The sequence below is a fragment of the Nocardioides sp. B-3 genome (assembly GCF_024703895.1).
Lineage (GTDB): Bacteria > Actinomycetota > Actinomycetes > Propionibacteriales > Nocardioidaceae > Nocardioides.
Genome location: NZ_CP087968.1, coordinates 3,670,842 through 3,688,447, shown reverse-complemented (window position 1 = coordinate 3,688,447; position 17,606 = coordinate 3,670,842). Strand labels below are relative to the sequence as shown.

Below are 17,606 nucleotides of genomic sequence, written 5' to 3'. Positions count from 1 at the left end.
AGCGTAGTCATCTGCGTTACGGTTCCCTCGTGCATGTCGTCATCATGGGCTGTGGCCGGGTCGGTTCGACCCTCGCCCGAAGCCTCGAGGAACGCAACCACACGGTGTCCGTGATCGACAGCGACCCCGATGCGTTCCGTCGCTTGGGTCCGTCCTTCAACGGCGACAAGGTCACCGGCTACGGCTTCGACCGAGAGGTCCCGGAGAAGGCCGGCATCCGTCGCGCCGACGCTTTCGCGGCCGTCTCGAGCGGTGACAACTCCAACATCATCGCCGCGCGGGTCGCACGCGAGACCTTCGGCATCCAGCAGGTCGTCGCCCGCATCTACGACCCGGGCCGCGCCGAGGTCTACCAGCGGCTCGGCATCACCACGGTGGCCACGGTGAAGTGGACGGCCGACCGAGTGCTGCGGCGCGTGCTGCCGGCCGGCGCCGAGCCCGACTTCCGCGACCCGTCGGGGACGATCCGGGTGGACCACATCCGGGTCCCCGAGCAGTGGATCGGCGAACGCACGATCCACTTCCGGAGAGCAGTCCTGCAGCCGCATCGCCCGGATCGACCGGCTGGGCGAGGGCATGATCCCGACCCGCGAGACCGTGATCCGGGAGGGCGACATGCTGCACCTCGTCATGCGTGAAGAGATCGCCGCGCACGCCTATTCCGTGCTCGAGAGCGGACCGGAGGAGCGCTGATGAGAGTCGCCATCGCCGGGGCAGGTGCCGTGGGTCGTTCTGATCGCCCGCGAGCTGATCGACAACGGTCACCGAGTCCTCCTGATCGACAAGGCCCCCAACGCGATCCGCCCCGAGCGGGTGCCCAACGCCGAGTGGTTGCTGGCTGACTCGTGCGAGCTGTCCTCGCTCGAGGAGGCCCAGCTCGACAAGTGCGACGTGGTGATCGCCGCGACCGGCGACGACAAGGCCAACCTCGTGACCTCGCTGCTGGCCAAGACGGAGTTCGGGGTCCCGCGCACCGTCGGCCGCGTCAACCACCCCAACAACGAGTGGCTCTTCACGGAGGCCCGGGGCGTGGACGTCAACGTGTCGACCCCGCGCATCATGTCCGCGCTGGTCGAGGAGGCCGTCAGCGTCGGCGACCTCGTGCGGCTCTTCACGTTCCGCCGGGGCAACGCCAACCTCGTCGAGATGACGCTGCCCACCGACTCGCCCTACGTCGGCACTCCGAGCGGTCTGGTGCCGTTCCCCGACAACTGCGCGCTGGTGACGATCCTGCGCGACGGGCAGGTCTACACGCCGAACGGCGAGCAGCCCCCGGAGTCGGGCGACGAGCTGCTGTTCGTCGTCCCCGCCGACGTCGAGGAAGAGCTCGAGCGCCTGCTCTCACCGCGCACCCACGGCGGCTGACCCCCGCTGGTTGAGCAGCGAGCGCAGCGAGCGTGTCGAAACCGAGGCTCAGGCGACAGGTTCGATCATCGGCGTGTGGTTGCGTGCCAGCACCCACACCATCGCGCCGAGGGCGGCGAGCTGGAGGGGCCAGCCGAGCACGATCTTGAGCACGCCCGGGATCGCGACCGCGGTGTCGGCGTCCATGGAGCCGGAGTTGCCGGCCAGCCAGATCGGCGCCCGGATCGCGACCCGCAGCACGCAGGGCAGCACCAGCAGCCACGTCAGCCGCGTGCAGAGCTTCACGATCTGCTTGTCCCGGTGCCGGGCGGTCGGGTCACCGGTGACGCTGCCGACCATGAAGCCGACCACCGGCCAGCCGATCAGGCAGGTCAGCCCCAGCACCACGGTGTAGCCGGAGTTGTAGAGGATCCCGGGCAGGAAATAGGCCAGTGCCTGCTCCTGCTCGCTGCCACCGCCCGCCGCGGACCGCGCCACGAACAGCCAGCCGATGCCGATGCCGACCATGGCGTTGACCACGAACTGCACGCTCGAGCGCTGCACGACCCGGATCACCAGCAGCACCACGGCCGCCGACAGGCTGACCGCGAGGGCGAGCTGCAGCTCGCGCGTCGTCAGCCACAGGATCGTGAAGGTGATGGTGGGGACGGCGGCCTCGATCATGCCCCGGCGCCCACCGAGCGCCCGGGAGAGCTGGCGGCGGACCACCGCCTCGACGGTCTCGACGGAAGCGGGGGTCGCGGACCGCGCGGGTTCTGTCACCGGGCCGCTCACGGGATCAGCTCGTAGCGCGGGTTGAACAACACCCGGTGACCGGTCGTGGAGCCGATGCGGCCCTCGACGCGCATCGCGCGCCCGGGACCGATCCCGGCGATGCGCCGCCGGCCGAGCCAGACGATGGTGATGACCCCACTGCCGTCCTCCAGCTCCGCCTCGAGGGCGGGGTACGCCGCCGCGCGGGCGCAGCGTCACGGTCTTGATCGTGCCCCGGAGACTCACCCGCTCGCGGTCCGGCGCCTCGGCGATGGTCACGTCGGCGGCCGTCGCGTAGGCCGCGCGGAGGTCGCGGGCGTGCGCCTCACCGCTGTCGGCCCAACGGGACAGGCTCCGTCTCAGCCGGCTCCTGTTGTCGCCCGGAGGCTTCTCACCCACGGTGGCTCACTGGACCCGTCGGGCCCGGGTCGGGCAGGGTCGCCGGGATCGGCTCGCCGACCGGCATGGCGCCGGCGCCTCGACGTACGACCACCGTGGCCGGGACGTCCTCCCAGTCCTGCGCCGAGTCCGGCTCCGGGGCGGGTCGGCCCATGAAGGAGGCCCGCAGCATCCACCGCTCGCCGTTGATGCCGATGATGCGCGAGGGCTGGAGGCCCACGGAGCCGTCGGGCTTCTTCACCGGGACACGGCAGACGAGCTCGGTGCCGAACCGGCCCTCGCGCTCCTCGGCCTGACCGCCGCGACCGGTGATGTCGGCCTCGGATCTGCGGGCGCACGGTGCCCCAGAGGTCGCCGTTGCGGGGCGCGGCGAACGGCTGGATCTCCAGAGCGCCGTCCCGGCCGGTCACCATGACCGCCCGGACGTTGCCGGACTTCTCGTCGACCGGGAGCCGCAGCTCGCGGCCCTCGCTGGGGGCGATCAGCAGGGAACCGAGGTCGACGCGCGCGACGCCGTCGCCGGCGACCTGTGACTCGTCGAATGGACCGTCCGTGCGCGACTCCGCAGGAGTCCCGGCCGCAGCCTGCGCTGCGTCGTCGCTCGGGTCCGGGGTCGACTCGGAGGTGGGCTCCGACTTGCGGCGGAACTTCACGTGATCACTCCATTCGTGGTGCACAAGAAATAGGGGTGGCGGGCGCGCCACTCAGACGGGCGCGAAGCCACCGGTAGAACCGTAACCCCCGCGCCACGCACGGACTCCGGCAGTGCGTCGACCTCCACGAACCGGGCACGTTCAGAACCGCTGGATGACGAGCTGCGCGATCCGGTCGCCGCGCTCGATGCTCACCGGCCGCTCGTGGTCGTGGTTGATCAGCAGCACCTTGATCTCGCCGCGATATCCGGCGTCGACGGTGCCGGGGGTGTTGACGATCGAGAGGCCGTGCCTCGCCGCCAGCCCGGAGCGCGGGTGGATGAGCGCGACGAACCCGGGCGGCAGGGCGATCGAGATGCCGGTCGGCACCAACGCGCTCGTGCGGCAGCAGGCGCACGTCGATCGTGGAGTGCAGGTCCGCGCCGGCGTCGCCCGGGTGTGCGTAGGAAGGCAACGGCAGGTCCGGGTCGAGACGGACGATGGCTACGTCGAGATCGTGGTCGGGCACGGGCGGTGAATCTACCCGCCACCACCGACGCCACGGCGTCCCCATAGGCCTCTGCGACGTGGACTTCGCGGAACGGCTGAGCGTGCCGCTGCGCTGGTGGGTGCAGGGGACGATGCTGGTCGCCACCTTGTGGCTGGCCCCGGTGGTCGCCGTGCCCGGATCCGTCGCGTGGACCGTGACCGGACTGGCGGTGGCGCTGATGGTCGCCCTCTTCGTGTCGTACGGCGCCGCCCGCATCTCCGTCGACAGCGAGGTGCTCCGGGCCGGACGCGCCCACATCTCGACCACGCACGTCGGCGCCGTGACCGCGCTCGACGCGGACGCGATGCGGCTCCGGGCCGGCCGCGACGCCGACGCACACGCGTTCCTGCTGCTGCGGCCCTATCTCAAGCGCGGTGTGCGCGTCGACATCACGGACCCGAGCGACCCGGCGCCGTACTGGTTGATCAGCTCGCGCCGACCCGACGCGCTCGCCGCCGCCCTCGCCAAGTCCGATCGGTAGGGTGAGAGACATGGCATCTGATTCCAGCAAGGCATGGTCTGCCTTCTCGCTCGTCGCCGCCCTCGGGGCAGCCGCGGTCGCGAAGAAGGGCCTCAACACGACGTGGCGCGCCGCCACCGGCAAGAACCCGCCCGCCAACCCGGCCGACCCCGATGTCGACCTGTGGGAGGCCGTGGCGTGGGCCGCTGCGAGCGGCACGTTCGTCGCACTGGCCGGGATGTTCGCCACCCGTCGCGCCGCCAGCTACTACGCGCGCTCCACCGGGCACCTGCCCGCACCGCTCCAGAAGGACGCCCGGGCGGCCGACCGGGCTCCGGCCCCCACGACCTGACCGGGTCCGCCGACAAACGCTCGAGGCCGCGTCCCCCGACAGGGGACGCGGCCTCGTTGCTTGTCCGAGCGCTCAGGCGCAGTCGCGGCAGATCTGCTTCTTCGCGTCTGCGAGCTGCGAGCGGTGGTGCACCGGGGAAGCAGCTCATGCAGGTGAACTCGTCCTCCTGCGTGGGCATCACCTCGACGGCGAGCTCCTCGTGCGACAGGTCGGCGCCGGGCAGCTCGAACGACTCGGCAGCCTCGGTCTCGTCCTCGTCGACCTTGCCCGAGTTCTTGTCGTGGCGGCGCGCCTTGAGCTCTTCGATGCTCTCTTCGCTCTGGTCTTCCTCGGTCTTGCGTGGCGCGTCGTAGTCAGTAGCCATCTTCGTCCCTCTCACCATCAACACGAGGGCCATGGGTGTTGGCCCTCGTCATGCTCGTCGGCGCCAGATTGTGCACCATGAACGTCCCGCCCGCTACGGCGGACCCGGACAGTCCCGTGAACAGGGGATGACGGCCTCGTATTCCCGCCTGTCTCAGGCGAGAAATCCGGTCTCGCGCAGGGCATCGAGGAAGGTGTCCCATCCGTCCGCGGGAGCACCCACGAGGAGGGCGTTCTCCGGCGCGTCGGGCACGCTCTCGTGGAGGCGTCCGGCCAGCACGCCGAACCGGCCACCGGCCTCCGAGAGGATCAGGCCACCCGCGCTGTAGTCCCACGGCTGCGGTCCCTCCTCGACGTAGGCGTCACCGCTGCTGTCGGCGACGTGGCACAGGTCGAGGGCGCACGAGCCCATGCGCCGGATGTCGCGCACGTGCGGAAGCAGGGCCGCCACGCAGGCGGCCTGGTGGGCGCGGACGTCGCTGCGATAGCCGAATCCGGTGAGCACGAGCCGCTCGGCGAGCGGTGGCGTCGGGCGTACGGCGATGGGCCGGCCGTCCCGGGTCGCGCCCGCCCCCGCGCTGCGGCGTAGGCAACACCCGTCGAGCCGTTGACCACGACGCCGGCCACGACGTCCGCACCGTCCGGGCCCCGGACCTCGGCCGCGATCGACACGGCCCAGTCCGGCAGGCCGTAGAGGTAGTTGACCGTGCCGTCGATCGGGTCGACGATCCAGCGCACCCCGCTGGTGCCGGGGTGGTCCTCCCCCTCCTCCCCCATGATCGCGTCGTCGGGGCGGGACCGCGAGGATCCGCTCGCGGATCAGCTCCTCGCACGCGCGGTCGGCGGCGGTGACGACGTCGACGGCACTCGACTTGGTGTCCGCGACGGCGATCCCGCCATCACGCATCTCGCGGGCGAGGGCCACCGCCTCACGGGCGACGTCGAGGGCGAGGTCACGCAGCCCGGCGCCGATCGCGGCGTTCACGCGTCCAGCCCGCACAGGGCCGGTCGTTCACCGCGGGGGTTGGGGCAGCAGCCCACGGCGCAGACCTCCGGCCGGGCGACCATGTCGCCGACGGCCGCCCGCTCCACAGGCTCGTCGCGCTCGGCGGCCGCCCGCTCGACCAGCAGGTCGCGCACCATCGCCACGAATCGGGGATCGACCCCCGGCGTCGCCACTCGGATCGCCTCGAGCCCGAGCTTCTCGGCCGTGGCGAGGGCCTCGGTGTCGAGGTCGTAGATGACCTCCATGTGGTCGGAGACGAAGCCCACGGGCACCAGCACCACGGCGCGGGCGCCCGCCTTGGCGAGGGTGGCGAGGTGGTCGTTGACGTCGGGCTCGAGCCATGGCGTGCGGGGTGAGCCCGAGCGTGAGCAGAAGACCGTGTCGTGCCCGTGGTGGCGCCCCGTCTCCTGACGGACTCGCGACGTGACCTCGGCTGCCACGCTCAGGTGCTGGCGGACGTAGCCGTCCCCGTCCGGCCCGCTCGTCTCGGCCATCTCGGTGGGGATCGAGTGGGTGACGAACACCAGCTCAGCCCGCTCGCGCACGTTGTCGGGCAGCTCGGCGAGCCCGGCCGTGGTCGCGTCCACGACCGGCTCCACGAAGCCGGGGTGGTTGAAGTACTGCCGCAGCCGGTCGAGTCGCGGCGCCCCCTCGACGGCCGCCACGGCATCGGCGAGGTTCTCGCGGTACTGCCGGCACGAGGAGTAGGAGGAGTACGCCGACGTGGTCAGCACCGCCGCGCGGGTGATGCCGTCCTCGCGCATCTGAGTGAGCGTGTCGACGAGATAGGGGTCCCAGTTGCGGTTGCCCCAGTAGACCGGGAGGTCGATCCCGCTGCCGGCGAGGTCTTCGCGGATCGCCGCGAGCAGCGCACGGTTCTGGTCGTTGATCGGGCTGCGCCCCCCGAACAGGAAGTAGTGCTCGCCCACCTCCTCGAGCCGTTCGCGCGGGATTCCCCGGCCGCGGGTGACGTTCTCCGGGAACGGCACGACGTCGGCCGGCTTCTCCGGTCCACCGAAGGACAGCAGCAGGAGCGCGTCGTACGGCGACACGTCTGGACCGGTCGAGGAAAACATGGGTGTCAGCCTAGTGATGGCCCCGAGCGTCACTACCCTGCTCCCCATGGCTCCGTGGACGAACTGGGCAGGCACCGAAACCGCCGAGCCGCGCAGGATCGTCGCGCCGGACTCGACCGGGCAGATCGTGCGGGAGATCGAGGGCGCCGTCGCGCACCGCGGAACCGTGAAGATGGTCGGCACCGGCCACAGCTTCACCGGCATCTCGGCGCCGGTCGACACCATGCTGCGCCCCGACCACTTCTCCGGCATCACCTCGGTCGACCGTGACGCCATGACCGTGTCCGTGCTGGCCGGCACCCCGCTGCACGTCCTCAACGCCGAGCTCGGCCGGCTCGGTCTCTCCCTGCACAACATGGGCGACATCGCGGAGCAGACGATCGCCGGCGCCACCTCGACCGGCACCCACGGCACCGGTGGCACCGTCGCCTCCCTTTCGGCGCAGATCGCGGCCTTCACGATGATCACCGGTCACGGCGAGGAGATCACCGCCTCGGCCACGTCGTTCCCCGAGGTCTTCGCCGCGGGTCGGGTCGGGTTGGGTGCGCTGGGCATCCTCACCGAGGTCACGCTCCCGGTCGAACCGCTGTTCGCGCTCGAGGCGCACGAACGGCCGATGACCCGGGACGCGCTGCTGTCGACGTACGACGAGCTCGCGCGCGACCACCACCACGTCGACGCCTACTGGTTCCCGCACACCGAGCGGGTGATGGCGAAGACCAACGACCGGTTGGCCGAGCTCGACGGGCTGCGGCCGCTGAGCCGCTGGCGCCACTGGCTCGACGACGAGTTCCTCTCCAACACCGTCTTCGGCGTGCTCACAGCCGTCGGCACCCGCGCGCCACGGACCGTGCCCCGGATCAACCAGGTCTCCCGGACGTGCGCTGTCCGAGCGCAGCTACAGCGACGTCTCGCACCGGGTCTTCACCTCGCCGCGACGCGTCCGGTTCAAGGAGATGGAGTACGCCGTCCCGCGCGAGGTCGGGCTCGAAGCGCTCCGCGAGGTGCGTCGGGTGATCGACGCGTCGTCGTGGCGCATCGGCTTCCCGATCGAGATCCGCTCGACGCCCGCCGACGACATCACGCTCTCGACGTCCTCGGGGCGAGACTCGCTCTACCTCGCCTTCCACGTGCCGGCGAAGGCCGACCACGCGACGTACTTCGCCGGTGTCGAGGAGGCGCTGCGCGGCTTCGACGGACGCCCGCACTGGGGCAAGATGCACACGCTCGGGGGCCGACGACCCGGCCAAGGTCTACCCCCGGTTCGGGGAGTTCCTCGCCCTGCGTGACCGGCTGGACCCGCATCGCGTGTTCGCCAACCCCTACCTCGAGCGCGTGCTGGGCGCCTGAGCGCTACACGCTGGACGGACCGCGCGGCTTCGGCGCGCGGATGTCGAGCACGATCGCGAGCAGCCGCAGCACCGGGCAGACACCGAAGCCCGCGGCGGCGACGAGTGCGAACGGTTGTCCTGCCCGGTCCAGCGCGACCGCGATCGCGGCCCCTGCGAGGGCGGGCGTCGCGTACAGGTTGCCGCTGAAGACGTCCGGCGGCCGGCCCGCGAGCAGGTCACGCACCATGCCGCCGCCGATGCCCGTCACCATGCCCATCAGGGCTGCCGGGACCGGGCCGAGGCCGTACTCGACCGCTTTCAGGGCGCCGGTGACGCAGAAGAGCGACAGCCCGAACGCGTCGAAGACGTTGACGACCCGCTCCGGGCGTCCCACCGTCGGGTGGAAGGCGAAGGTGAGCAGCCCGGCTCCGACCGGCACGAGCAGGTAGCGCCAGTCCGCCAGTGCCGCAGGCGGTGTCGCGTCGATCAGGACGTCGCGGAGGAAACCGCCCCCGAGGCCGGTCGTGCCCGCGAGCACCAGCACTCTGAAGACGTCGAAGCCCTTGCGGACCGCCACCAGCGCCCCGGAAATGGCGAAGACGAAGATGCCGAGGAGGTCCAGTACGACCGGGGCGGCGGCCGAGTCCGGGAGGGCGATCACCGGTGAACGCTATCCGTAGGCACGCCGCTCGGGTAGCCGGGCTCCACGCTCGCGCTGGCGTAGGCTCGTGGGGACCGGACACAGGCGTGTCGACCACCATCGCAGGAGTGCAGCATCCATGGCCCACCTGACGCTCGCGGGACTGAGCGACGACAGGTTGCGCCTGCTGCTGGTGGATGACAACGGTGCCGAGTTCACGCTCGACATCGACGCCCCGCTCCGAGCCGCCATCCGCGGCGAACACGCCCGCATCGGCCAGTTGGAGATTCAGATGGACAGCGCACTTCGCCCCCGCGACATCCAGACCCGCATCCGCGGTGGCGAGACGGCGGAGTCGGTGGCCCAGAGCCGCGCAGACGACGATCGAGAAGGTCATGGTCTTCGCCGCGCCCGTGCTCGCCGAGCGCGCGCACGTCGCGGAGCGCGCCCGAGCCTCCTCGCTGCGCCGCAAGGCGGGCGACACTGGCGCGCGCACCCTCGGCGAGGCCGTCAGCGCGCACCTGCACGGATTCAACATCGATCCCGGCACCGTCGAGTGGGACGCCCGGCGGCGTGAGGACGGCCGCTGGACCCCTGACGGGCCAGTTCCGCACCCCCAGCGCAAGGGCAGGGCCACCTTCGCCTTCGACATGCGCGGCAACTTCGTCACCTCCGAGGACGAGGACGCCCGCTGGCTGGTCGGCGAGGCGGTGCGCCCTGCTCCTGCGGCTTCGACGCAGGCCTCGCGCGACGACCTCCAGCAGGCGCGGGCGCGCCGGCTCAACGCCGTACCCGCCGACGAGCTGCCGCTGGGCGAGGACGCCATCGAGCTCGTTGCCGACGAGGCCGACCCGGCCGAGACGACGATGGAGATCAGCGACCAGCCCGTCGAGGCCTTCCTCGACAACGACCAGCCCGCTGACGCGTCGGAGGGTGACCGGGCCGCGACCTCGGAGGTTGAGGAGGTCGCGCAGCGACCGTCACGAAGCCTCGAGGACCAGCCCACCGACCCGGCCGCCGACGAGCCGCCCTCGCGCCGACCCGCGCGCAAGGGCCGGGGTCGGGCATCTGTTCCGAGCTGGGACGAGATCATGTTCGGCGGGCCCGGCGAGAAGTAGTGATCTTCGTCCTCGTCAGCGGAGAAGTCCTTCACTAGTCTCCGAGCATGTCCTACTTCGTCACGGGAGCCACGGGCTTCATCGGCCGTCACCTCGTCGAGGAGCTCCTCGACCACCGCAAGGGGGACATCTTCGTCCTCGTCCGCCCGGGCTCGCGCGGTCGCATCGACGCGCTGATCCGGCGCTGGGGCACCGACCGGGTGATCCCGGTGGAGGGCGACCTCGGCGCGCCCGGCCCGGGCGTGGATGCCGCGTGGGTCGACGCCAACGCGGGCAGCATCGACCACTTCTTCCACCTCGCGGCGATCTACGACATGACCGCCGACGACGCCACCAACGACGCCATGAACGTCGACGGCACCCTGCCACGCGCTCGCCCCCGGCGGGCCGGGTGAGCGCCGGCTGCTTCCACCGGGTCTCCAGCGTGGCCGCGGCCGGCGACTACCGCGGCACCTTCGACGAGACGATGTTCGCCGAGGGACAGCACCTGCCGTCGCCCTACCACCGCACGAAGTACGAGTCCGAGGCGATCGTCCGTGACGAGTCGACCGTGCCGTGGCGGGTCTACCGCCCGGCGATCGTGGTCGGGCACTCCGAGACGGGCGCGATGGACAAGGTCGACGGTCCCTACTACTTCTTCCCCGTCCTCAAGCTGCTGCGCGACAACCTCCCCTGCCCGGCTGCCCCCGGTCGGGGTCGATCTCGGCGACACCAATGTCGTGCCCGTCGACTACGTCGCCAAGGCGATGGACCACCCGGCACACGCCCCGGGCCACGACGGCGAGGCGTTCCACCTCGTCAACCCCGAGCCGCAGCCGGTCGTCGAGACGATCGGCCTGTTCTGCGCCGCCGCCGGGGCACCGCGCTTCGCCACCCCGATCGACCGACGGGTCACGGCCTCCAAGCTGGTGCCGCGGCCGCTGCGGCCCTCGACGATGGTGGGCGCACTGGTCCGCTCGGGGCCGATCCAGCTCCTGCTCGACCAGACGATCGGGCGTGCCGGCATCCCGGCCGAGGTCGTCGGCCACACCAGCTTCACGGCGGTGTTCGACTCTCGCCGTACGGAAGAAGCGCTCGCGGGCTCGGGCATCGCGGTGCCCGACACGGAGTCCTACGCCCGCACGCTGTGGGGCTACTGGGAGGACAACCTCGACGAGACGACGGGTCGCAGCTCGACCAACCGCGCGGCTCTCGAGGGCAAGCACGTCGTCATCACCGGCGCATCGTCGGGCATCGGCCCGGTGACCGCGCTCAAGGTCGCGCAGTGCGGCGGCATCCCGGTGCTGGTCGCTCGCGGCAAGGACAAGCTCGAGGAGACCCGGGCGCTGATCGAGCAGCGCGGTGGGCAGGCCCACGTCTACCCGTGCGACCTGTCCGACCTCCGAGGCGATCGACGCCCTGTGCGCGCAGATGAGCGCGGAGCTGCCGTCGATCGACTTCGTCATCAACAACGCCGGCCGCTCGATCCGCCGGTCGCTGCGGCTCTCCTACGACCGCTTCCACGACTTCGAGCGCACGATGCAGCTCAACTACTTCGGTGCGATCCGGCTGATCATGGGGCTGATGCCCGCGATGCAGAAGCAGAAGTCCGGCCACATCGTCAACGTCAGCTCCATCGGCGTCCAGACCAATCCCCCGCTTTTTCCGCGTACGTCGCCTCGAAGGCCGCCCTCGACTCGTGGTCCAACGTCGTGGCCAGCGAGGTCGTCGGCAACGGCGTCACCTTCACCAACATCCACATGCCACTGGTGCGGACGCCGATGATCGCTCCGACCAAGCTCTACGACAAGTTCCCCACGATCTCGCCGGCCCGGGCCGCCGACATCCTCATCCGGGCCATGGTCGACCGGCCGCACGAGATCAACACCGCGCTCGGCAACGTCGGCGCGATCGCACACACGGTGGCGCCGAAAGCGGCGTTTCGGCTGCTGAACATGGCCTACCACGTGTTCCCCGACTCGGCGGCCGCCAAGGGACAGACGCCCGACGGCGGCACCCGCGAGTCCGAGCAGATCATGCTGGCGAAGGTCTTCAAGGGGATCCACTGGTGAGACTCACGGCGCTCAACATCCACCCCGTCAAGAGCATGGCGATCCGGCCGGTCTCGTCGGCGGACGTGCTCTTCGGCGGGCTCGCGACCGACCGGTCGTGGGGGTCGTCGATGCCGACGGCGTGGTGCTCACCGCCCGGGAGGAGCACGGCCTCTTCGCGATCACGCCGGACACGCCGGCAACGGACCCCTCGTTGGGCTCCGCGCTGCGGCTGCGGGCGACCGACCTGCCCGACCTGATGCTCGATGAGCCGACCGGCTCTCTCACCCGCACCAAGGTGCACTCACAGGAACTCAAGGGCATCCCGGCCGGCGCGGAGGCGGATGCCCGGGTGCGCAAGACGCTGGGCCGCGACGACGTCCGGCTCGTGTGGTGCGACGACCCCACGCGCCGTACCCTCAACCCCGCTCACTCGCGGCCCGAGGACTTCACGGCGTACGCCGACGGCTATCCGATCACGATCGCGTCCGAGTCGTCCCTGCGCCAGCTGAACGACTGGATCACCGAGGGGGCGCTGGAGCGGGGCGAGGAGCCGCCCGCTCCCCTGCCGATGGATCGCTTCCGGCCCAACCTCGTCGTCGACGGCGACGAACCGTTCGGCGAGGACCACTGGACCTCGGTCGTGATCGGCGATGTCCGGTTCCGGGTCGCGAAGCCGACCGACCGGTGCGTGATGACGACCATCGACCTGGCCTCGCTGATGACCGGCAAGGAGCCGATCCGCACACTGGCCCGACACCGGCTGTTCGACCACAAGACGATGTTCGCGATCCACCTGGTCCCCGGGTCCACCGGCCGGATCAGTGTGGGCGAGGCCGTCGAGGTCTCCTGACGCCGTGACCGTCGGTCAAGCAATGCCCCCCGCAGTAGTCCAGTGGCAGATGGCTGCCTGATGATCAATCTGTCAGCCATCTGCCACTGGACTACCGAGCGGGTCGCGCCACGAATCCCGACCAGCTCCCCGGGTAGAGCGCCGCGTCCACGCCGGCGACCGCGAGGGCCAGCAGGTCGTGGGTCGCGGTGACGCCGGAGCCGCAATAGGCAGCGACATCAGCGCCCGGTACGGCGCCGACGGACGCATAGAGGTCGCGGAGCTCGTCCGCCGACCAGAAGGTGCCGTCGGGCGCCGGGTTGCGCGACGTGTCGACGTTGACCGCGCCGGGAATGTGCCCGGCGACCGGGTCGATCGGCTCCACGTCACCGCGGTAGCGCTCAGGGGCGCGGGCGTCGACCAGCACCTCAACGTCGGCAACGTTCGACGCGTCCACGACGCGCAACGTGCCGGGTCTCCCCTCGAAGTCACCGACCACCGGGGGCTCGTTCTCCGTCGAGACCGAGCCCCCGGCCTCGACCCACGCCGTCCAGCCGCCGTCCAGCACCCGCACGTCCGGGTGGCCGTAGTCGCGCAGCAGCCACCACGCTCGTCCGGCGGCTCGTCCCTGCCAGTCGTCATAGACCACCACCGGCACGTCGGCGCTCACCCCGGAGGCGCGCATGGCCGCGAGGAACACGTCCGGGTCGGGCAGCGGGTGGCGGCCCCTCTCGTCCACCGGGTCGCCGGGAGCGCTCGAGAGCTGCGTGTCCATGTCGACGTACGCCGCAGTGGGGACGTGGCCTGCGGAGAACTCGTCGCGACCCGTCGGTCCGCCCATCCGGTAGCGCACGTCCGGGAGCGTGACCGTGCCGAGCAGAGCGGACAGCTCGGAGACCGAGATCAGCGGTGAACTCACAGGGCAACCGTAGCGCCGCTGACATCCACGCGAGGGGCCACTCAACGCGACAGAAGCGCGCGACACGCACGCGCTCGGAATCGACACACCGGGCTGCGAGCACTCAAACCGTCGGTTGTGGCCCCCGGCCCTGAGCAGTCGTGCTCATGACCGCGAATGGCGGCGACACAACAGTCAGACGCATGCGAAAACTGCTGCTCGGCCTCCATGCCACGTTCATCGTCCTCGTGGTGCCCTACTACGTCGCGTCAATCACGATCTATGCGACACCCGACGCCAACATCGGCGCCGGGTTGGGAATCATGGCGACCGGCGCTGCGGGGCTGCCGTGGTCGTGGCCGCTACTGAACGGCACCTGTCCCAGCGCCCGGTCCTTCTTCTTCCCGGCCGCTACTGCCCCGGTCAACCTGGTGCTGCACTGGGCCATCGGCGCGTGGCTGGCGCGCAGGAGCAGCCGCGAGATGTGACAAGATCTCGCCTCGTGGCTGAACTGCATTTCTTCACCGGCACCATGGACAGCGGCAAGTCGACCCCGGCGCTGCAGACCAACCACAACCACGCCGCGCGCGGTCGCGTCGGGCGGATCTTCACCAGCCACGACCGGGCCGGCCGGGCGGTTCTCTCCAGCCGCCTCGGGCTGACGCACGACGCCCTCGAGGTCGCACCCGACTTCGACTTCTGGCGCTACGTCGTCTCGTCGCTGACCGCCGGCGGCCGGATCGACTACCTGATCTGCGACGAGGCCCAGTTCTACACGCCCGACCAGATCGACCAGCTGGCCAAGGTCGTCGACGAGCTGCAGATCGACGTCTTCGCGTTCGGCATCCTCACCGACTTCCGCACCCAGCTCTTCCCGGGCAGCCGCCGCCTCGTCGAGGTCGCCGACCGGATGAACGTGCTCCGTGTCGAGGCCCTGTGCTGGTGCGGCAAGCGGGCCACCCACAACGCCCGCACCGAGGACGGGGTGATGGTCACCGAGGGTGACGTCGTCGTGGTCGGTGACGTCGAGGCCGCCGATGAGCCGCCGGCGCACGTGGCCTACGAGGTGCTCTGCCGCCAGCACCACCGCCGCAACCTGACGGCGGCGCGCGCCAAGGCCGTCTCGCTGGCACCCGAGCCCCTGCCCTTCGGTTAGGAGCGCCTGACCAGCCTGCCCGGGCCGCGCAACGGCGCGGTCGCGCGCCACGACGCAGAGGTGCGTACGGCGGCGAGCTGGTCGGTCAGGTCCGCGACCTCGCGACGAGCCCGGCGGGCGGCGGCCCGCGCACGGCGTACCTCCGGAACGGGCCCGGCCGGACGACCGTTGGCGTGCCGGGGCGCACCCCGGCCGTAGACGTCGATGGTCGTCCCGAAGAACTCGACGTCGCGCTTGCCGAGCAGGTCGGGCAGGGCGGAGCGGAGGTGGCCGGCGTAGCTGGCGGCGGCGTCCGGCCCGTCGGTGAGGTAGAGCTTGTTGGGCGACAGCGAAGGAACGGCACGAGCCCCGGCTCGTCGAGGAGGTAGGTCGCGGTCCCGGTCAGGACGCCCAGCCAGTGGCCGTTGAGCAGGTCGTCGAGGACGACCACCCCACCCTCGGCGACGCTGGCCTCGGCCGGGGAGGAGGTCGTGCCGCGTGATCTCGGCGGTGTGGCCGCCGTCGACCGAGAACATTCGCGGCCGGCCGAAGACCTCACGCGCCCCGGCCACGGTGACGTCGAGGCTCGAGGACGCGACGATCGCCACCGAGACGGACGGCGCCCAGCGCGCGAGGTTCTGCTCGAAGCGGGAGCGGTCACCCTTGCCCGAGTGGTCGGCGTTCTGCTCCCCGGTGCTCGAACACGTCCGGGGCGACGGCGGGCTCCCCCGCCGCCAGCCCGTTGGCCAGCAACAGGAAGGACCGGCCGTGGTGGACGCCGATCTCGGCCACCCCGCCGCCCAGAGCCGAGTGACAGCTGGTGGACGAGCAGCGAGGCCATCACCTCGGCCGACTCGGGCTCGAACCAGCCCTCGACCTCCGCGAGGCCCTCGGCGCGGTAGCGGTCGAGTCGTTCGTTCACGGTCATCGACACGCGACGACCATAGTGGCCCCGTCAGCTGACGAGAATGGGGATCAGCATCTCGGCCGGTGTCAGCGAGCCGTGCAGGCCGACCAGCTTCTTCTCGTAGGGGAAGTCGACCGTCGAGACGATCGCGGCATCACCGCGGCACGCGACCAGCACGTCGCCGACGCGGGGCAGCACGCCCGGCGAGACCTCGCCGAACCAGCCACGCGCGACGGCGTCGTCGCGGTCAGCACCAGCGACTTGTCGCCCAGCACCTCGCGCCACGTCGCGACCACGTTGTCGACCGACCCGCGCGAGCAGTAGAGGTGCCGGAACCGTGCCTCGCCGCCCAGCAGTGCCACGCCGTCACGCAGCTCCGGGACGTCGTCGACGTCGACGCGCGAGGAGAGCTCGGAGTCGACCATCCCGTGATCGGCCACCACCACCAGCCGCACGGAGTGTGGCAGCGCGTCGCGCATCTGCTCCGCCTCCGCGTCGACCATGGCGAGCTGCTGGAGCCACTGCGTCGAGGCGACGCCGAACTTGTGGCCGGTCCAGTCGAGGTCGGAGTCGTAGACGTACGTCAGCGAGGGTGCGTACGTCGCCGCGTCGACCATCGCCGCGATCCGCTCACCGACGCGGTCGGCGCCGATGTAGGTCGCGCCACGGTGGGCGGCAACGGTCAGGCCGGAGCCGCCGAACTCGCGCTTGTTGACGACGGCGACGTGCACGCCCGCCGCGGTCAGCCGGGCGAAAGCGGTGGGGTGCGGCTGCCAGACCAGCGGGTCGACCTGCTTGTCCCAGCTGAGGTGGTTGATCAACCGGTCGGTGCCGGGGATCCGGGCGGTGTAGCCGATCAGCCCGTGCGCACCGGGGACCAGCCCCGTGCCGAAGGACGTCAGGCTGGTGGCCGTGGTCGACGGGACACCTGCTGTGCCCACGGCGCCGCCCTCGACGAGCGACGACAGGAAGGGCGCGACGTGGCCGTAGCGCCGGAGCAGCTCCGAGCCGAGGCCGTCGATCAGGAAGACGACGTACGCCGCAGCGTCGGGCAGGACCAGCTCCGTCGGCGCGGCACCGGCGACCCCGGCGTCCACTCCAAGAGCGCGGGCGACGGCCGGCACGACGTCGCCGAGCGACCGTTCGCCGTACGCCGGAAGCTGGAAGCCGAGGTCGCTCACCGGGTCAGGGAGGACAGCGCCTCGGCGAAGCCCAGCAGCTTGCCGACCGCGTCGCCGCCGTCGGCCGCCGCGGAGACGCGCAGGGAGAAGTCGTCGCCGGCGATGACGCCGGTGTAGCCGTGGTCGGCGTCGCACTCGGGGTCGGCGCAGCCGGCCGGCTCGAGGTCGACTCGACCGACGCCACCCCAGCCGACGGTCACGACCGCCTCGGCGGGCGAGGACGGGCCGGCCGTGGGGTTGGCGATCATCCGGGTGACCACGACCGAGCGGATCGTGGTCAGCGAGACCGCCTCGGTGGAGGTCGAGGTGTACGGGTCGGGCAGCAGGTCGTCACCGGGGTGCTCGTCGGTGTGCGCCGGGATCAACCGCGTCGGCGTCAGCACCGCGACCGTGAGATGGCGGCGCACCTCGTCGCGGTCGAACGTCGGCTCGTGGTGCAGGTAGTACGCCACCAGCTCCTCGCCGCCCACCGCCGAGAACACTCCGTCGGAGACGACCTCGGGGTAGTAGCCGGTGTGGTCGATGGCCCGCCTGAGGTCTCCCGCTGGTCCGGTGTCGGACGTCTTGCTGCGCATGGG

19 protein-coding genes and 10 pseudogenes are annotated in these 17,606 nt (G+C 71.2%); 15 read left to right on the top strand and 14 right to left on the bottom strand.

Annotated elements, in window-relative coordinates; translation table 11 throughout:
* The first annotated feature begins 11 nt into the window (after positions 1 to 11).
* A pseudogene (locus tag LP418_RS24455) lies at positions 12 to 693 on the top strand (potassium channel family protein).
* A pseudogene (locus LP418_RS24450) lies at positions 693 to 1,365 on the top strand (potassium channel family protein). The pseudogenes LP418_RS24455 and LP418_RS24450 overlap by 1 nt, the downstream one beginning before the upstream one ends.
* Positions 1,366 to 1,413: 48 nt before the next feature.
* Here LP418_RS24450 and LP418_RS24445 read toward each other — a convergent pair.
* From LP418_RS24445 to dut, 5 genes and pseudogenes are all read right to left on the bottom strand, one after another.
* The gene (locus LP418_RS24445) at positions 1,414 to 2,073 is read right to left on the bottom strand and encodes a DUF3159 domain-containing protein (protein WP_257957171.1); all 660 of its coding nucleotides are present in this window, start codon (positions 2,071 to 2,073) and stop codon (positions 1,414 to 1,416) included.
* A 62-nt stretch (positions 2,074 to 2,135) separates the two neighbouring features.
* A pseudogene (locus LP418_RS24440) lies at positions 2,136 to 2,469 on the bottom strand (OB-fold nucleic acid binding domain-containing protein).
* 40 nt (positions 2,470 to 2,509) lie between these two features.
* Positions 2,510 to 2,830, bottom strand: coding sequence for a DUF3710 domain-containing protein (locus LP418_RS24435; protein WP_257957170.1), 321 nt, complete (start codon positions 2,828 to 2,830; stop codon positions 2,510 to 2,512).
* Positions 2,831 to 2,897: 67 nt separating this feature from the next.
* Positions 2,898 to 3,170 (bottom strand): annotated as a pseudogene (locus tag LP418_RS34470) (DUF3710 domain-containing protein); the annotation flags it as partial.
* Positions 3,171 to 3,221: 51 nt separating this feature from the next.
* A pseudogene (dut, locus tag LP418_RS24425) lies at positions 3,222 to 3,723 on the bottom strand (dUTP diphosphatase).
* A 13-nt stretch (positions 3,724 to 3,736) separates the two neighbouring features.
* Between dut and LP418_RS24420 the strand changes: the two are divergent.
* Positions 3,737 to 4,180: a DUF3093 domain-containing protein gene (locus LP418_RS24420; RefSeq protein ID WP_257954040.1), complete on the top strand. Its 444-nt coding sequence runs from the start codon at positions 3,737 to 3,739 to the stop codon at positions 4,178 to 4,180.
* 10 nt (positions 4,181 to 4,190) lie between these two features.
* Positions 4,191 to 4,511 (top strand): DUF4235 domain-containing protein, encoded by a 321-nt coding sequence (locus LP418_RS24415; RefSeq protein WP_257954039.1) that lies wholly within the window; start codon positions 4,191 to 4,193, stop codon positions 4,509 to 4,511.
* Positions 4,512 to 4,583: 72 nt separating this feature from the next.
* On the opposite strand, the pseudogene LP418_RS24410 reads toward LP418_RS24415, so the two are convergent.
* The 3 genes and pseudogenes from LP418_RS24410 to LP418_RS24400 form a co-directional block, all read right to left on the bottom strand.
* A pseudogene (locus LP418_RS24410) lies at positions 4,584 to 4,875 on the bottom strand (DUF4193 domain-containing protein).
* Between the two features lie 153 nt (positions 4,876 to 5,028).
* Positions 5,029 to 5,651: pseudogene (locus tag LP418_RS24405) on the bottom strand (inositol monophosphatase family protein).
* 204 nt (positions 5,652 to 5,855) lie between these two features.
* Positions 5,856 to 6,956: a ferrochelatase gene (locus LP418_RS24400; RefSeq protein ID WP_257954038.1), complete on the bottom strand. Its 1,101-nt coding sequence runs from the start codon at positions 6,954 to 6,956 to the stop codon at positions 5,856 to 5,858.
* On the opposite strand from LP418_RS24400, the pseudogene LP418_RS34465 reads away from it, so the two are divergent.
* From LP418_RS34465 to LP418_RS34460, 3 genes and pseudogenes are all read left to right on the top strand, one after another.
* A pseudogene (locus LP418_RS34465) lies at positions 6,955 to 7,785 on the top strand (FAD-binding protein); the annotation flags it as partial. The gene LP418_RS24400 and the pseudogene LP418_RS34465 sit on opposite strands and share 2 nt — an antisense overlap.
* Positions 7,786 to 7,840: 55 nt before the next feature.
* A complete protein-coding gene (locus tag LP418_RS24390; protein WP_257957169.1) occupies positions 7,841 to 8,245 on the top strand; it encodes a D-arabinono-1,4-lactone oxidase in 405 nt (134 codons plus the stop codon).
* Positions 8,238 to 8,306 carry a hypothetical protein gene (locus tag LP418_RS34460; RefSeq protein ID WP_442940317.1) on the top strand — a complete coding sequence of 23 codons (69 nt, stop codon included), beginning with the start codon at positions 8,238 to 8,240 and terminating at the stop codon, positions 8,304 to 8,306. Before LP418_RS24390 ends, LP418_RS34460 begins: the two co-directional genes overlap by 8 nt.
* Positions 8,307 to 8,309: 3 nt before the next feature.
* On the opposite strand, the gene LP418_RS24385 is transcribed toward LP418_RS34460, so the two are convergent.
* Positions 8,310 to 8,948 (bottom strand): trimeric intracellular cation channel family protein, encoded by a 639-nt coding sequence (locus tag LP418_RS24385; protein ID WP_257954036.1) that lies wholly within the window; start codon positions 8,946 to 8,948, stop codon positions 8,310 to 8,312.
* Between the two features lie 118 nt (positions 8,949 to 9,066).
* On the opposite strand from LP418_RS24385, the pseudogene sepH (LP418_RS34455) reads away from it, so the two are divergent.
* The 6 genes and pseudogenes from sepH (LP418_RS34455) to LP418_RS24355 all read left to right on the top strand — a co-directional run.
* A pseudogene (gene sepH / locus LP418_RS34455) lies at positions 9,067 to 9,285 on the top strand (septation protein SepH); the annotation flags it as partial.
* The gene (gene sepH, locus LP418_RS24380) at positions 9,266 to 10,045 is read left to right on the top strand and encodes a septation protein SepH (protein WP_442939999.1); all 780 of its coding nucleotides are present in this window, start codon (positions 9,266 to 9,268) and stop codon (positions 10,043 to 10,045) included. The pseudogene sepH (LP418_RS34455) and the gene sepH (LP418_RS24380), both read left to right, overlap by 20 nt.
* A 47-nt stretch (positions 10,046 to 10,092) precedes the next feature.
* The gene (locus LP418_RS24375; protein WP_257954034.1) at positions 10,093 to 10,440 is read left to right on the top strand and encodes an SDR family oxidoreductase; all 348 of its coding nucleotides are present in this window, start codon (positions 10,093 to 10,095) and stop codon (positions 10,438 to 10,440) included.
* Positions 10,437 to 10,625, top strand: a pseudogene (locus tag LP418_RS24370) (SDR family oxidoreductase); the annotation flags it as partial. The gene LP418_RS24375 and the pseudogene LP418_RS24370, both read left to right, overlap by 4 nt.
* A 139-nt stretch (positions 10,626 to 10,764) precedes the next feature.
* Positions 10,765 to 12,096: an SDR family NAD(P)-dependent oxidoreductase gene (locus tag LP418_RS34450; protein ID WP_442940316.1), complete on the top strand. Its 1,332-nt coding sequence runs from the start codon at positions 10,765 to 10,767 to the stop codon at positions 12,094 to 12,096.
* A gap of 97 nt (positions 12,097 to 12,193) precedes the next feature.
* Positions 12,194 to 12,928, top strand: a complete 735-nt coding sequence (locus LP418_RS24355; protein ID WP_257954032.1) for an MOSC domain-containing protein — start codon at positions 12,194 to 12,196, stop codon at positions 12,926 to 12,928.
* A 91-nt stretch (positions 12,929 to 13,019) separates the two neighbouring features.
* Here LP418_RS24355 and LP418_RS24350 read toward each other — a convergent pair whose 3' ends face one another.
* Positions 13,020 to 13,826, bottom strand: a complete 807-nt coding sequence (locus LP418_RS24350) for a sulfurtransferase (protein ID WP_257954031.1) — start codon at positions 13,824 to 13,826, stop codon at positions 13,020 to 13,022.
* Between the two features lie 182 nt (positions 13,827 to 14,008).
* Here LP418_RS24350 and LP418_RS24345 point away from each other — a divergent pair, with 182 nt between their 5' ends.
* Together LP418_RS24345 and LP418_RS24340 are read left to right on the top strand one after the other, a co-directional pair.
* Positions 14,009 to 14,293, top strand: a complete 285-nt coding sequence (locus LP418_RS24345; RefSeq protein ID WP_257954030.1) for a hypothetical protein — start codon at positions 14,009 to 14,011, stop codon at positions 14,291 to 14,293.
* Positions 14,294 to 14,307: 14 nt separating this feature from the next.
* Entirely contained in the window at positions 14,308 to 14,961 is a 654-nt protein-coding gene (locus LP418_RS24340; protein ID WP_257954029.1) for a thymidine kinase, read from the top strand.
* Here LP418_RS24340 and LP418_RS24335 read toward each other — a convergent pair.
* The 4 genes from LP418_RS24335 to LP418_RS24320 form a co-directional block, all read right to left on the bottom strand.
* Complete coding sequence (locus LP418_RS24335) at positions 14,958 to 15,548, bottom strand: hypothetical protein (RefSeq protein ID WP_257954028.1); 591 nt, start codon at positions 15,546 to 15,548, stop codon at positions 14,958 to 14,960. The genes LP418_RS24340 and LP418_RS24335 overlap by 4 nt on opposite strands.
* 49 nt (positions 15,549 to 15,597) lie before the next feature.
* Positions 15,598 to 15,732 (bottom strand): hypothetical protein, encoded by a 135-nt coding sequence (locus tag LP418_RS24330; protein WP_257954027.1) that lies wholly within the window; start codon positions 15,730 to 15,732, stop codon positions 15,598 to 15,600.
* Positions 15,733 to 15,933: 201 nt separating this feature from the next.
* Complete coding sequence (locus tag LP418_RS24325) at positions 15,934 to 17,028, bottom strand: alkaline phosphatase family protein (RefSeq protein WP_257954026.1); 1,095 nt, start codon at positions 17,026 to 17,028, stop codon at positions 15,934 to 15,936.
* Positions 17,025 to 17,603, bottom strand: a complete 579-nt coding sequence (locus LP418_RS24320; protein WP_257954025.1) for a DUF5998 family protein — start codon at positions 17,601 to 17,603, stop codon at positions 17,025 to 17,027. The genes LP418_RS24325 and LP418_RS24320 overlap by 4 nt, the downstream gene beginning before the upstream one ends.
* Between the last annotated feature and the right edge of the window lie 3 nt (positions 17,604 to 17,606).